Raw genomic sequence first — 13,348 nt, 5'->3', positions numbered from 1 at the left:
CGCCCGTCGGCGGACGGGACGGTCACCCGTGGGGGGCCCTCACAGCAGGCCGCGCATCCGGCTGATCTCACTCGTCTGCTGGGCGACCACGTCGTCCGCCATCTCCTCGATCCAGATGTTGTTGCCCTCTCCCTTCACCTCGGTGGACATGGTGATCGCCCCCTGGTGATGGGTGATCATCAGGGTGAGGAAGAGCTGGTCGAAGGCCTTGCCGTCGGCCGCGCGCAGCTGCCCGAGCTGGGCTCGCGTGGCCATGCCGGGCATCGTCGCGTGGTCGTGCCCGTGCCCGTCGTCCCGCTCGGGCTCGTCGTGGCCCTTCAGCCAGCCCCTCATCGCCTTGATCTCCGGTTCCTGGGCGGCGGAGATGCGCTCGGACAACGCGACGATCTGCGGCGACTCGGCGCGGTCCGGGACGAGTTCGGTCATCTCGAGGGCCTGCGCGTGGTGCTCGATCATCATCCGCGCGTAGGACACGTCGGCGGAGTTGGGGGAGTCGTCCTCCGCGCGCTGCCGTGAGGCCTCCTCGGCCGACAGGGTCCGGTTGTCCTCCCCGGGCTTGCCGGGTGCGATGACCGAAGGCCCGCTCGCCGCGGACGACTTGGTCTCCCCGTCACCGGAGTCGCAGCTCACGAGCCCGAGTACGGCCAGAGCGGTCAGCCCGGCGGCGAGGACGGACAGGCGTGGCACGCGGCGGTAGTGCACAAGGACCTCCTGTGGCTGGCGGTGCCGCTGTGGGGGAGCGAGGGCGGGACGCCTGGTGAGCGTCGACGACCGTCCTGGCACGCTTCCGCACACCATTGATCACAAAACTTTGTCGCGACGGCGTCGCTGCCCCCTGTTGGTATGAGCATGCCCAAGACGATACTGCCGGAGCGAAACCGTTCGTACGTGAACGGAACCAGGGAGGAAAACAGTGATCCTGTTGAGAGGTTCCCGAACCCGGCGCAGACGGCTGGGAGTCGCCACGGCAGCCGGTGGTCTGCTGGCCGCCCTGCTCACCGCCTCGCCGGCCGCCGCGATCCCCGACCCGGGGGACTCGCCCGCCGCGCAGAAGGAGGTCTCGCGCAGCGACCAGGCCGAGGCCCGCAAGGCCATCGAGAACGGCGAGATACCCGGCCAGGACGAGATCGTCCACTCCGACAACATCCGGCACGTCGCCAACATCCCCAAGGACGCGCTGTCCGGCACCAACTCGGACCTGGCCTTCCAGGGCCGGTACGCGTTCGCCGGCAACTACGACGGCTTCCGCATCTTCGACATCAGCGACCCCAAGGCGCCCAGGACGGTGGCCCAGGTCCTGTGCCCGGGCTCGCAGAACGACATCTCCGTCTCCGGGGACCTGCTCTTCCTGTCCACCGACTCCTCGCGCAGCGACAGCAGTTGCAACAGCACCACGCAGCCGGCGACGGAGAAGTCCTCGTGGGAGGGCATGAAGGTCTTCGACATCAGCGACAAGCGCAACCCGCGCTACGTCGCCGCCGTCGAGACCGCCTGCGGCTCGCACACCCACACGCTGGTGCCCGAGCGCAAGAACGTCTACGTCTACGTCTCCTCGTACTCGCCGAACGCGGCGTACCCCGACTGCCGGCCGCCGCACGACGGCATCTCCGTGATCAAGGTGCCGCGCAAGGCGCCGCACAAGGCGGCGGTCGTGGGCTTCCCGGTGCTGTTCCCGGGTGAGGGCCCCGACGGGGGCGGCAACCCGGGTGCGCCCACCAACCCGGGTGTCTCCAAGACCACCGGCTGCCACGACATCACGGTCCTGCCGTCCAGGGACCTGGCCGCCGGTGCCTGCATGGGCGACGGCATCCTGTTCTCCATCAAGGACCCCGAGCGGCCCAAGGTGATCGACCGGGTGCAGGACAACGTCAACTTCGCGTTCTGGCACTCGGCCACCTTCAACCAGAGGGCCGACAAGGTCGTCTTCACCGACGAGCTGGGCGGTGGCGGCGGCGCCACCTGCAACGCCGAGATCGGCCCGAACCGCGGCGCCAACGGCATCTACGACATCGTCGGCAAGGGGGACCGGAGCAAGCTCGTCTTCCGCAGCTACTTCAAGATCCCGCGCCACCAGGCGGACACCGAGAACTGCGTGGCCCACAACGGCTCGCTGATCCCGGTCCGGGGCCGGGACCTGATGGTCCAGGCCTGGTACCAGGGCGGCGTCTCCGTCTGGGACTTCACCAACTCCTCGAAGCCCAAGGAGATCGCCTACTTCGAGCGCGGTCCGCTGAGCACCGACCGCGTCGCCACCGGCGGTTCCTGGTCGGCGTACTACTACAACGGCTACATCTACTCGAACGACATCGCCAAGGGCTTCGACGTCCTGAGGATCGACGACCGGCGTACCGACCCGGCCCGCTGGGTCCGCATGAGTGAGCTCAACGTCCAGACGCAGCCGGACTACTTCGACTGAGCCCCCGGCTCCGTCGCGAAGAACCGGGCCGTGTCCGCCCGGTCCTTCCCGCACGTCCCGCCGGACGCCTCGGTGTCCGGCGGGACGCCCGACTCCCAGTCGAGCCCGTAGCGTTCGAACAGCTCCGCGCGCAGCACGGGCACGGGCATCGGCGCGCCCGGCATCACGGCCGCGTACACGGCGCCCATCAGCAGGGAGCGCAGCATCGGGTAGTCGGCTCCGATGTCCTCGGAGCCGTGGCGCGCGACGGTGTCGCTCAGCAGTTCGGCCAGGCGCCGCTGTTCCGGGCAGGGCAGGAAACCCTCGGCCTGCAGCAGTCCCGCCATGTGCTGGCGCATCAGGACCGGCCGGTCCCGCGCCAGTCCGAGGATCGCGTCGATGGCCCGCGCCATCCGCTCCCGGCCGTCCTCGGTGCGCGGCTCGCGCTCCAGGGCCTCCTCCAGGGTGCGGTGCATCAGCCGGTGCACGGCGGACTGCACGAGCTGGCGTTTTCCCGGGAAGTAGTACGACACCAGGCCCCGCGCGGAACCCGCCCGGTCGGCGATGTCGCCGAGGGTCGTCGCCTCGTACCCGCGCTCGCCCACCAGCTCGACGGCGGCGTGCAGGAGCCGTTCCTTCGAACGTCTCCGCAACTCCTCGTTGACCAGGGCGCTGCGCGGGGACATGCTGGACTCCTGCGTTGACTGGTTGCCAGCCAACTATACTCAGCGCGTCGGACGGGCCTTCGGGTCCGCTTCGGGCTGCCGGTCATCTTGGGCGACGCGGGGGATCGCCCAAGGTGGCCGGTGCCGGCCCGGGTCCGCTGCCGGACGTCCGGTGTGCCGGGCCGGAGTGGCACAGGCTCATGAGAAGCGCAGAGGGCGCCTTCCCCCGGTCATCCGGCGGTCCTCGGGTGGCGCTGCCTGTGGACGCCCACCGCCACCGTCACCACCAGGGCGCCCAGCAGCCAGCCGCCCAGGACGTCCGTCGGCCAGTGGACACCGAGCCAGACACGGGTGAGGCCGACGCCGGTCACCGAGACGACCGCGACGGCCAGCGCCGCACGCCGCAAGGCGCGGCCCGGGCCGTGACGGTGCACGAGCCACAGCAGGAGCCCGCAGACGACCGTCGCCGTCATGGCGTGGCCCGACGGGAAGGCCGCGTAGTGCGCGGAGTCGACCGGGTCGGGCCAGACCGGGCGGGCGCGGTCCAGCGCGGCCTTCAGCCCCTGCTGGACGGCCGTCGCGACGGCCACCGTCAGCACCAGCCATCCGGCGGTCCACCGGTCCGCGTACCGCCACACCAGCAGCCCCGCCGCCACCGCGCACAGCACACGCATCGTCCACGGGTCCCAGACCCAGTCCGTCAGGATCCGGGCTGCCCGGGTCAGCCCGGGTTCCGCCACCGCCCAGCGGTGGGTGGCGCGGGAGATGTCGCCGTCCAGGCCCAGCAGCGGTCTCCACTCGACGGCGACCAGCGCCGCGAGCAGCGCCGACGACAGCGCCAGCACTCCCGCGGGCAGGCCCGCGGAGCGGTGCCGAAGGGGTCCGGGCGGGGAGTCGGTGTGGGGGGTGTGCATGGAGCGATCCTCGCGGACCGGCGGCTTCCGGGGCCAGTCCTGTCACCGCCGCCGGACCCTGCTCGGTCCGCGGACTATCCCAGTGCCCGCAATCCCGGCACGAACGCCACCAGGACGGGGAGAACCGGCACCAGCGACGCCACCGCGGTCAGCCGCAGCCGTCGCCCCGCGCTCAGCCGGTCGGCGGGAGTGAGCAGCCGGTGCACCCGGGCCGGCACCTGGGCCCGCGCGTCCGGGCAGGGCCCGAACACACCGCGGTGCTCGTTGAGGCCGACCAGGGCGAGGGCCGTGGTCAGCCGGCCGACGCGCCGGGAGGCCGTGTCGTCGGCGGCGAGTTCGACCAGCCGGTGCATCTCGTCGCGGAACGCCGCGAACACCGGAACCTGGGGGAACCCGCCCGCCAGCGCCGACGAGCAGTGCAGCAGCCAGTCGTGCCGGGCCCGGGCGTGCCCCCGCTCGTGGGCCAGGACGGCGTCCAGCTGCCTGCCCTTCAGACGGCGCAGCGCGGCCGTGGTGACGACCAGGCGCGGCGGGCTGCCGGGCAGCCACCAGGCGTCGGGCCGCTCGCCCTCGAGGACGACCAGACGCCCGGAGCCCGCCTCCTCGCCGGGCAGCAGCGGTGCCCGCAGACGCAGCCGGGCCCGCCGCGCCCTGCGCCGCGCGCGGGCCCGCGCGACCTCCCTGACGAGCATCGCGGCGCTCCACAGCCCGCCGCACGCCAACGCCACCGCGGTGGTCGCCGCCCAGATGCCCGCCGTGCCGAGGGAGTACGCCTCCGCGACCGCCCGGGGCGCGGTGGCGAACACGTGGCCGCCCACCGCGTGCCACGCGGCGGCCGCGCTGAACGTCATCGACAGGGCGCAGCACAGCAGGACGGCCGAGATCACGCACTGCCACGCCCACAGCGCCACCACCGGTTCGCGGTCCGGCCAGTCGGCCCGGGCCAGCAGCCGGGGACCCGCGACAGCGGTCAGGACGCCGAGCACCAGCAGGACCGCGGGGAGGATCATGACCGCAGCCTATGAGCGTCGGGCCGCCCAGGGATACGGCCGGACGTCCCGAAGTGACGCAGACGACGGTCCCGGACCCGGGAGCGCCTCACATCGCCAGCAGCATCGCCACCATCCCGATCGCCATGGACAGCCGGCAGGCCCGCGCCACTTCCGGCCGGTCGCCCCAGCGGGCGCCCGGCGCACCCCCGGCCACGGTGGGCGCGGGCACCAGGCGGATCCCCGTCGCCAGCACGTACGCGACGAAGTAGAGCAGCAGGGCCCCGGTCAGCAGGGGGACACCCGAGCCGCCGTGCCCGTGCCCGTGCGTGCCGCCGGAGGAGGCGGCCATGGCCACCGCCATGTAGACCATCGCCCCGGCTCCCACCAGGTGGTGCAGATGGCGGGCGCCCGCGCGGGCCGTCCACAGCGCGTGCAGCCCCGCCGCGCCGAACACCACCGCGAGGGCCGGCCAGGCCCAGGGCGGCGGGGCGAACACCGTGGCCGGCACGGCCATGACGGCCATGCCGAACCCCATCAGCGCCTCGCCGCCCGCGGCACGGCGCTGCTCCTCCACACGGCTGCGCATCCGCAGCAGACAGTAGGCGCCGGTCGCCGCGCAGAGCGCGACCAGCAGCCAGCCGGACGACGCCGGTCCGTGCACGTGCACCTCCCCCTCGACCCGTACGGCGGTCGGTCAGGGAATGCCCGTACCCGGCGACGGGCACGCGGGCGCACGGGGGTACACGGGGAGCGTTCGGGGGAGCGCTGCAGGTCGGACGATATCTTTTACTGGTAAATTATCCGGTAACCTTGTTCGTCATGAGCAGTGCCCTCCCCCCGTCCTCCCCGCGGCGTCTCCCGCTCGCCGGCGCACTGCGCCTCGGGCGGCCCTCCGACATCTGGTTCAAGCCCGCCCTCAGCGTGGTCGCCGCGGTGGCACCGCCCAACCTGCTCCTGGTGGCCCTCGGCCGGCTCGACCTCGCGATGTACACCATGGCGGGGTCCCTGTGTGCCCTCTACGCCCACAACCGTCCGTACGCCGCCCGCGCCAAGGCGCTGGTGTGGGTGGTCCTCGGCATGCTCGCCGGCCTCGCCGTGGCCCTGGTCGCCGCCTCGCTCACCACGAACGCCGTCGTCCTGGTCGCCGTCGGATCCGTCCTGGCCGCCGGGCAGAAGGCGCTGTGCGACGCCACCCGCATCGGCCCGCCCGGCCATGTGATCCTCATCTTCGTCAGCTCCGCCGCGCTGTTCGTGCCCCAGACCATCGGGCAGGTGCCCGGTCACCTGGCGCTCGCCGCCGCGGCGGGCGTGTGGGCCTGGCTGGTCGGCATGGCGCCCGTGCTGGTCCGGCCGCACGGCCCGGAGCGCCGGGCCACCGCCCAGGCGCTGAGGGCCGCCGCGGCGTACGCGGAGAAGCCGGACGCCGGTGACGGCCACCCGCGCGCCCGCGCCGACGCCTACGCCGCGGTCCAGGCCGCGTGGCAGTCGCTGCTGGCCGCGGGGAACCGGCCCTCGGCCGTCCGCCGGGGGCTCGAACGACTCGTGATCCGTGCCGAGGTCGCGCTCGCCGCGCCGGCCGACGCCGACCCCGCCCGCCTGCGTGCCTGGGCCCGCGACCTGCGCGGCACCGGCCCGGTTCCGCGTCCCGACGACCCCCGCGCGGGCGCGGACGAACTCCTCGGCGTGGCCGCGGAACGTGCTCTCGCGCCGCGCTCCCTGTGGAGCAGGCTCACCGGGCTCACCCCGATCGCCGTCCGCACCGCGCTCGGCTGCGCGCTCGCCGGCTACGCCTCCCTCGCCGTCGGCGTCGGCCGCCCCTACTGGGCCCTGGTCACCGCGGCCGCGCTCTACCAGGCCAACATCACCCTGACCTGGAGCCGGACCGTCCAGCGGGTCGTCGGCAACCTCGTCGGCGTGCTGATCTTCGCCGCCGTCGCCCCGGTGGCCCACCTCGGTCCGCTCGCCCTGGTCCTGTGCTGCCTCGCCTTCAACTTCGGCGCGGAGGCGTTCATCAGCCGCAATTACTGGCTCGGCAGCGTCTGCGTGACCCCCCTCGCCCTGCTCGTCACCGAGTTCCCCGGCTACCAGCCGACCGGCGAGCTGGTCGCCGACCGCGTCGTGGACACCCTCGTCGGCGCCCTGGCCGGGTTCGCCGCGGCCATGCTGGTGACCAACCGCAGGGCGGGCGACCGGGTCGAGGAGGCACTCACCACCGTCGGCCGCGCCCGCGAGGGCGCCGCCCGCCTGCTGGCGGACCCGCACGCCGAGCCCGCGGCCCTGGACGCCGCCCGACGCCACCTGGCCGCCGCCCTGGTCGGTCTGCGGGCCACCGCCGACGCGGCGGCCGGTGAGTGGTGGCTGCGCGCGGTGCCCCAGGAGCGGGTCGTGCTCGCCGAGCAGTCGGGACACCGTACGCTCGCGGCGACGGTACGACGCCAGGGGCTGCTCCCCGGCACCAGCACGCACACGGAGGACGTACGGCCATGACGGCGACCGAAGGACCACCGGCGGCCGGCGACGAGGGACCCCGGGACACCGGCGCCGGCCTGCCGGGCCGGCGGGGCGACACCGTCGCCGCGGTCGTCCGGCAGTGGCGGGCGGTCCACCCCGGCCTGGACACCGGCCCCATGGAGGTCATCGGCCGCATCAACCGCTGCGCCGCCCTGCTCCAGCAGGCGGAGGACGCCCCGCTGCGCCGGGCCGGGCTGTCCCGCGCGGAGTTCGACCTGCTCGGCGCGCTGCGCCGCACCGGACACGAGCTGACCCCGAGCGAGCTGGCCCGCGAAACCTTCTCCTCGGGCGCCGCGGTCACCAAGCGCCTCAAGCAGCTCAGCGAACGCGGGCTGGTGGAGCGCCGCGGCGACACCCGTGACCGCCGGGTCGCCTTCGTCCGGCTCACCGACGCCGGACGGGACACGGTCGACGGCATCCTGCCCGCGCAGCTCGCCTACGAGACGGCCGTGCTGTCCGGCCTGGACGGTCCGGAACTCGGTGAGCTCGCCGCCCTGCTCGGATCGCTGCTCGGGCAGCTGGAAGGGCGGCTGGGCGCGCTGCGCGCCTGAGGACCGGGCGGCCCGCCGAGGCCCGCGGCGGTCCGCCGCCGCCCCCGGTCCGCGGCGACGGACGTCCTCAGATGCCCGGCCGGTAGCGCAGCGGATGGTCGGACGGGATCTCGACCAGGACGATCGGGATGCCGTCCGGATCCTCGATCCACATCTCGACCAGGCCCCACGGCTCCCGCACCGGAGGACGGACGATCCCGACGCCCTTGGCCACCAGTTCCCCGTGCGCCGCCGTGAGGTCCTCCACCTGGAGCCACAGCCGGACGTCCGGGGAGGCGGGGGCGGAGGCGTCGGAGCGTCCGGAGAGTTCCAGGAAGCCCCCGCCGAGGAAGTAGACGGTGCCCCGTTGCGGGCCGGTGCCGAACTCACGGTGGACGGCGAGGCCCAGTTGTCCGCCGTAGAAGGCGCGGGAACGCTCGGGGTCGGTGGGGCGGAGCAGGGTACGGCCGCTCAGTACATGCACCATGCGGCCGAGCGTAGTGCCCGGGTTAGTCTCGTCCCCGTCCGAACCACGCCGGAAGCGGCGCACACGAACCAGGGGATACGGCCATGTCATCCGCCACCGACTCCGTACTGACCTTCCGCGACGCCACCGACGCCGATGTGGACGCGCTCGTCGCGCTGATCGAGTCGGCGTACCGGGGAGAGTCCAGCCGGGCCGGGTGGACCACCGAGGCGGACATCCTCCAGGGGCAGCGGACCGACCCCGAGGGCGTGCTGGAGGTCGTCAGGTCGCCCGACAGCCGGCTGCTGACGGTGGAGCGCGAGGGCCGCGTCGTCGCCTGCTGCCAGCTCGAACACCGCGGCGCGTACGCCTACTTCGGCATGTTCGCGGTCAGTCCCGCTCTCCAGGGCGCCGGGCTGGGCAGGACGATCATCGCCGAGGCGGAGCGCCGGGCCCGCGAGACCTGGGGCGTGGACGAGATGCACATGACGGTGATCTCCGTGCGCGAGGACCTGATCGCCTGGTACGAGCGGCGCGGCTACCGCCGTACGGGACGGATGACGCCCTTCCCGTACGGTGACGAGCGCTTCGGCATCCCCCAGCGCGACGACCTGGAGTTCGAGCTGCTGGTGAAGGAACTGGCCTGACCGCCGTACGGCGCCCGGCCGCTCACGCGGTGAAGCGGCCGGTGCGTTTGATCTCCGGGTAGTCGGTGGTCGCCCCGTCGAGTTGCAGGGCCCGGACCAGCCTGAGGTGGTCCTGGGTGTTGACCACCCAGCCGATCACGGCGAGGTCCGCCTTCCGGGCCCGTTCGGTGATCTCCAGGGTGAGCCGGCGGATGTTGAGACAGACGGACGAGGCGCCGACCGCGACCGCGCGGTCCACGACGCCGGTGTCGTACCGGCTCGCGATGAGCGCCGTGCGCACCCCGGGCACCAGCCGGGCGATCTCGGCGATCGCCTCGTCGTGGAACGACGAGACCTCGACCCGGCCGGCCAGCCCCCGCCCGTTCATCACCCCGGCCAGTGCCCTGGCCGCCCGCACGTCCTTGATCTCGGCCTGCAGCGGCGCCCGGACGGCGTCCAGGACCTCCTCGAAGAGCGGGACGCGCTCGCCGTGCCCGGCGTCGAGGGCGCGCAGTTCGGCGAGTGTCTTGTCGGCGACGGCGCCCGTGCCGTCCGTCGTGCGGTCCACGTCCGTGTCGTGCATGACGACGAGCGCGCCGTCCTTGCTCAGGTGCAGATCGAGCTCGATGACGTCGAGGCCCGCCTCCTGGGCGGCGACGAAGGACCGGAGGGTGTTCTCGGGCTCGACACCCATGACTCCGCGGTGACCGATGGTGAGGAAGTTCAAGACTCGACTCGCTTCCGTCGACGGCGGCGGGGGACCGCGTCCCTACGGCCCTCCTGGACCGTATCGCCTGTGCCCGTCGCGTCCAGAGGCTGGACGTCGATTGCGCGCAGCGCCACCCACCCGGGTGTTCCGCAGGAAAAAATGCGGTGAAGGCCGGGGTGCGGCAGGATAATTTCCGGAGGTCCCCCTTGCTGGGAGAAAGCCGCTGTGTATACGGTCTCCTCACGCGAGGTTTTCTTGTGGAGGATGGGACATGACGGAGATTCTTGTGCAGGTGGGTGCCGAGGGGCAGGTTCCTTCGGCGACCAGGGTGGTCGAGCACCCGGCGTGGCCCGTGCTCAAGGATGCCGTGGAGCGGATCCGGCCCTGGCAGTCCAAGGACGGTTCGATCGACTTCGACGCCGACGGCGCCCCGGCCCGCGCCGACGCCGAGCGCGCGGTGCGCACCGTGATCGGAGCCGTCGAGGAGCTCTCCCCGCTGCTCCCGCACGACCGTGCCTACCACGAGGCGCTGGCCAAGGACCTGGACCGGTGGGCCGACGGCGGCTTCGAGGTGCCCGACTTCCTCGACTCGCTGCTGGCCTTCCAGCCCGCCGCGAGCCGTGAGGACGGTCTCCAGCACCTCGTCGTCTTCCCGATGTACACGCAGAACGGCAACCCCGACCGCAATCTCGAAGCGGTCGTGCTGCGCATGGTCTGGCCCGACTGGCTGGCCGAGCTGGAGCGCACCCGCTACGACAACCCGCTGTTCTGCGGCATCACCTTCGAGGACTTCACCTCGGGCTACGACACCAACTCGGCGGTGCTCTTCCCCGAGACCATCGCCGTGCGCGAGGCCCCCGAGCGCTTCACCTGGGGCGGTATCTTCTGCGACCGCGAGGCCGCCCGCTTCCGCCGCGTCACCGAGGCCGCCGTCGACATCCTGGGCCTGGAGCTGCCCGAGGACGTCGCCGCCATGGTGCACGACCAGAAGCGCTGCGAAGAGGCGTTCGTGCTCTGGGACATGGTCCACGACCGCACCCACAGCCACGGCGACCTGCCGTTCGACCCGTTCATGATCAAGCAGCGCCAGCCGTTCTGGATGTACGGCCTGGAGGAGCTGCGCTGCGACCTCACCGCCTTCAAGGAGGCCGTGAAGCTCGCCGGCGAGGGCGTCCCGCAGGCCCGTGACGTACAGGTGGCGGTGCTCTTCGACCGCATGTTCCGCTTCCCCGTCACCGGCGAGCGGACGCGCAACTACGACGGTCTCGGCGGCCAGCTGCTCTTCGCCTACCTGCACAAGCACGATGTCGTCCGCTGGACCGACAACAGGCTCAGCATCGACTGGGAGCGCGCCCCGCAGGTCACCAACCAGCTGTGCGCCGAGATCGAGAAGCTGTACCGCGACGGCATCGACCGCCCCAAGCTCGTCCACTGGTTCGCCGGGTACGAGCTGGTCTCCAGCTACCTCTCCCCGCACCCGGGCTCCAAGTGGGCCAAGGGCCCCGACGCCCTCGACCTGACGCTGCCGCCGCGCAAACTCGTCGATGACGTGCTTCCGGACGAGTTTCCGCTGAGCATGTTCTATGAGGCACTGTCCAAGAAGCTGAAGAACGTGATCGCCGCAACCAAGGGCATCACCGCGGACAGCGCCGAGCGGGTCGCCGCGTGAGCGATCTCGTCCACAACACTGCTCAGGAGGCGAGAATCATGGGGAACGGGGCCCTCGAGGGTGCGGTGATCGCGGTGGCCGGCGCGGGAGGACCCGCGGGACGGGCGGCACTGCTCAGGCTGGCCGAGGCGGGAGCGACCGTCGTCGGCTCGGACAACGACCCGGAGCGGCTGGCGGACGCGGTCGACGCGGCGCGCTACGCGCACGGCGGCGCCACCGTCACCGGTGACACGGTCGACCTGCTGGACCTGGACTCCACCCGCGAGTGGGCCGCCCGCACCGAGAAGGAGTTCGGCCGCGTCGACGGCCTGGTCCACCTCGTGGGCGGCTGGCGCGGCAGCGAGACCTTCACCAAGACCAGCCTCGACGACTGGGACTTCCTGGAGCTGCTGCTGGTGCGCACCGTGCAGCACACCAGCCTCGCCTTCCACGAGGTGCTCCAGCGCAGCGACCGCGGCCGCTACGTCCTGATCAGCGCCGCCGGCGCCACCAGGCCCACCGCGGGCAACGCCGCCTACGCGGCCGGCAAGGCCGCCGCCGAGGCGTGGACGCTGGCCATGGCCGACTACTTCCGCAAGGCCGGGGGTGAGCAGGGGCCGACCTCGGCGGCTGCGATCCTGGTCGTGAAGGCGTTGGTGCACGACGCGATGCGCGCCGACCGCCCCAACGCGAAGTTCGCGGGCTTCACGGACGTCAAGGACCTCGCCGAGGCCATCGTCGGCGTCTGGGACAAGCCCGCCGCGGAAGTGAACGGAAACCGTCTGTGGCTGACCGAGAAGCCGTGAACCCACCGAGGACCGACGCGCGTCGTCATCACGACCCGGACGTCCGCGGTTTCGCCAGCGACAACTACGCCGGGGTCCACCCGGAGGTGCTCGCCGCCCTGGCCGTGGCCAACGGCGGGCACCAGGTCGCCTACGGCGAGGACGCGTACACCGAGAACCTCCAGCAGGTGATCCGCAGTCACTTCGGACCGGCGGCCGAGGCGTTCCCGGTGTTCAACGGCACCGGCGCCAACGTGGTGGCGCTCCAGGCGGTCACCGACCGCTGGGGCGCGGTCATCTGTGCAGACAGCGCCCACATCAACGTGGACGAGGGCGGCGCCCCGGAGCGGGTCGGGGGCATCAAGCTGCTCACCGTGCCCACCCCGGACGGCAAGCTCACCCCCGAGCTGATCGACCGGGAGGCGTACGGCTGGGACGACGAGCACCGCGCCATGCCCCAGGTCGTGTCCATAGCCCAGGCCACCGAACTGGGCACGGTCTACACGCCCGACGAGATCCGCGCCATCTGCGAGCACGCCCACGCGCACGGCATGAAGGTGCACGTCGACGGCTCCCGGCTGGCCAACGCCGCCGCCACGCTGGACGTGCCGCTGCGCACCTTCACCAACGCGGCCGGTGTCGACCTGCTCTCGCTGGGCGGCACCAAGAACGGTGCCCTGTTCGGCGAGGCGGTCGTGGTGCTGGACCCGGACGGCGTCCGCCACATGAAGCACCTGCGCAAGCTGTCCATGCAGCTCGCCTCCAAGATGCGCTTCGTGTCGGTGCAGTTGGAGGCCCTGCTGGCCCGGGACCTGTGGCTGCGCAACGCCCGGCACGCCAATGAGATGGCCCAGCGCCTGGCGGAGGGCGTGCGCGCCGTCCACGGTGTCGAGATCCTCTACCCGGTGCAGGCCAACGCCGTGTTCGCGCGGCTGCCGCACGAGGTGAGCGAGCGCCTGCAGAAGCGGTTCCGCTTCTACTTCTGGGACGAGGCGGCGGGCGACGTGCGGTGGATGTGCGCGTTCGACACCACCGAGGACGACGTGGACACGTTCGTGGCGGCGCTGAAGGAGGAGATGGCCCGCTAGCAGCACACGCATAGATATG

At 72.4% G+C, this 13,348-nt stretch carries 14 protein-coding genes; 7 read left to right on the top strand and 7 right to left on the bottom strand.

Going from position 1 to position 13,348, the window contains the following annotated elements; translation table 11 throughout:
• Positions 1-39 precede the first annotated feature (39 nt).
• Positions 40-702: a DUF305 domain-containing protein gene (locus tag IE172_RS09880; protein ID WP_190096754.1), complete on the bottom strand. Its 663-nt coding sequence runs from the start codon at positions 700-702 to the stop codon at positions 40-42.
• Between the two features lie 211 nt (positions 703-913).
• On the opposite strand from IE172_RS09880, the gene IE172_RS09875 reads away from it, so the two are divergent.
• Positions 914-2,416, top strand: coding sequence for an LVIVD repeat-containing protein (locus IE172_RS09875; RefSeq protein ID WP_190096753.1), 1,503 nt, complete (start codon positions 914-916; stop codon positions 2,414-2,416).
• On the opposite strand, the gene IE172_RS09870 is transcribed toward IE172_RS09875, so the two are convergent.
• The 4 genes from IE172_RS09870 to IE172_RS09855 form a co-directional block, all read right to left on the bottom strand.
• Positions 2,404-3,081 carry a TetR/AcrR family transcriptional regulator gene (locus IE172_RS09870; RefSeq protein ID WP_190096752.1) on the bottom strand — a complete coding sequence of 226 codons (678 nt, stop codon included), beginning with the start codon at positions 3,079-3,081 and terminating at the stop codon, positions 2,404-2,406. The genes IE172_RS09875 and IE172_RS09870 overlap by 13 nt on opposite strands.
• 209 nt (positions 3,082-3,290) lie before the next feature.
• Entirely contained in the window at positions 3,291-3,974 is a 684-nt protein-coding gene (locus tag IE172_RS09865) for a phosphatase PAP2 family protein (protein WP_190096751.1), read from the bottom strand.
• A 74-nt stretch (positions 3,975-4,048) separates the two neighbouring features.
• Positions 4,049-4,984 (bottom strand): M56 family metallopeptidase, encoded by a 936-nt coding sequence (locus tag IE172_RS09860; RefSeq protein WP_190096750.1) that lies wholly within the window; start codon positions 4,982-4,984, stop codon positions 4,049-4,051.
• 88 nt (positions 4,985-5,072) lie between these two features.
• A complete protein-coding gene (locus tag IE172_RS09855; protein WP_190096749.1) occupies positions 5,073-5,627 on the bottom strand; it encodes a DUF5134 domain-containing protein in 555 nt (184 codons plus the stop codon).
• A 158-nt stretch (positions 5,628-5,785) separates the two neighbouring features.
• Between IE172_RS09855 and IE172_RS09850 the strand changes: the two genes are divergently transcribed.
• Together IE172_RS09850 and IE172_RS09845 are read left to right on the top strand one after the other, a co-directional pair.
• Entirely contained in the window at positions 5,786-7,453 is a 1,668-nt protein-coding gene (locus tag IE172_RS09850) for an FUSC family protein (protein ID WP_190096748.1), read from the top strand.
• Positions 7,450-8,028 (top strand): MarR family winged helix-turn-helix transcriptional regulator, encoded by a 579-nt coding sequence (locus tag IE172_RS09845; RefSeq protein ID WP_190096747.1) that lies wholly within the window; start codon positions 7,450-7,452, stop codon positions 8,026-8,028. The genes IE172_RS09850 and IE172_RS09845 overlap by 4 nt, the downstream gene beginning before the upstream one ends.
• A gap of 67 nt (positions 8,029-8,095) precedes the next feature.
• On the opposite strand, the gene IE172_RS09840 is transcribed toward IE172_RS09845, so the two are convergent.
• Complete coding sequence (locus tag IE172_RS09840) at positions 8,096-8,494, bottom strand: VOC family protein (RefSeq protein ID WP_190096746.1); 399 nt, start codon at positions 8,492-8,494, stop codon at positions 8,096-8,098.
• A gap of 83 nt (positions 8,495-8,577) precedes the next feature.
• Between IE172_RS09840 and IE172_RS09835 the strand changes: the two genes are divergently transcribed.
• On the top strand, positions 8,578-9,120 hold the full coding sequence (locus IE172_RS09835; RefSeq protein ID WP_190096745.1) for a GNAT family N-acetyltransferase: 543 nt from the start codon (positions 8,578-8,580) through the stop codon (positions 9,118-9,120).
• A gap of 22 nt (positions 9,121-9,142) precedes the next feature.
• On the opposite strand, the gene IE172_RS09830 is transcribed toward IE172_RS09835, so the two are convergent.
• On the bottom strand, positions 9,143-9,826 hold the full coding sequence (locus IE172_RS09830; protein ID WP_190096744.1) for a glycerophosphodiester phosphodiesterase: 684 nt from the start codon (positions 9,824-9,826) through the stop codon (positions 9,143-9,145).
• Positions 9,827-10,079: 253 nt separating this feature from the next.
• On the opposite strand from IE172_RS09830, the gene IE172_RS09825 reads away from it, so the two are divergent.
• From IE172_RS09825 to IE172_RS09815, 3 genes are read left to right on the top strand one after another with little or no spacing between them, the layout of a single operon-like run.
• The gene (locus IE172_RS09825) at positions 10,080-11,477 is read left to right on the top strand and encodes a DUF6421 family protein (RefSeq protein ID WP_190096743.1); all 1,398 of its coding nucleotides are present in this window, start codon (positions 10,080-10,082) and stop codon (positions 11,475-11,477) included.
• Positions 11,478-11,515: 38 nt separating this feature from the next.
• Complete coding sequence (locus IE172_RS09820) at positions 11,516-12,262, top strand: SDR family NAD(P)-dependent oxidoreductase (RefSeq protein WP_190096742.1); 747 nt, start codon at positions 11,516-11,518, stop codon at positions 12,260-12,262.
• Positions 12,259-13,329 (top strand): threonine aldolase family protein, encoded by a 1,071-nt coding sequence (locus tag IE172_RS09815; protein ID WP_190096741.1) that lies wholly within the window; start codon positions 12,259-12,261, stop codon positions 13,327-13,329. Before IE172_RS09820 ends, IE172_RS09815 begins: the two co-directional genes overlap by 4 nt.
• The last annotated feature ends 19 nt before the right edge of the window (positions 13,330-13,348 follow it).

Origin of the sequence: Streptomyces griseoflavus, from assembly GCF_014649995.1 — a bacterium.
Classification (GTDB): Bacteria; Actinomycetota; Actinomycetes; order Streptomycetales; family Streptomycetaceae; genus Streptomyces; species Streptomyces griseoflavus.
This window is presented reverse-complemented; position numbering and strand designations above follow the sequence as displayed.

Coding starts and splice junctions, on each gene's coding strand:
- IE172_RS09820 (WP_190096742.1), top strand. CDS start 11,516: ATGGGGAACGGGGCCCTCGAGGGTGCGGTGATCGCGGTGGCCGGCGCG.
- IE172_RS09825 (WP_190096743.1), top strand. CDS start 10,080: ATGACGGAGATTCTTGTGCAGGTGGGTGCCGAGGGGCAGGTTCCTTCG.
- IE172_RS09850 (WP_190096748.1), top strand. CDS start 5,786: ATGAGCAGTGCCCTCCCCCCGTCCTCCCCGCGGCGTCTCCCGCTCGCC.
- IE172_RS09840 (WP_190096746.1), bottom strand. CDS start 8,494: ATGGTGCATGTACTGAGCGGCCGTACCCTGCTCCGCCCCACCGACCCC.
- IE172_RS09870 (WP_190096752.1), bottom strand. CDS start 3,081: ATGTCCCCGCGCAGCGCCCTGGTCAACGAGGAGTTGCGGAGACGTTCG.
- IE172_RS09845 (WP_190096747.1), top strand. CDS start 7,450: ATGACGGCGACCGAAGGACCACCGGCGGCCGGCGACGAGGGACCCCGG.
- IE172_RS09835 (WP_190096745.1), top strand. CDS start 8,578: ATGTCATCCGCCACCGACTCCGTACTGACCTTCCGCGACGCCACCGAC.
- IE172_RS09865 (WP_190096751.1), bottom strand. CDS start 3,974: ATGCACACCCCCCACACCGACTCCCCGCCCGGACCCCTTCGGCACCGC.
- IE172_RS09860 (WP_190096750.1), bottom strand. CDS start 4,984: ATGATCCTCCCCGCGGTCCTGCTGGTGCTCGGCGTCCTGACCGCTGTC.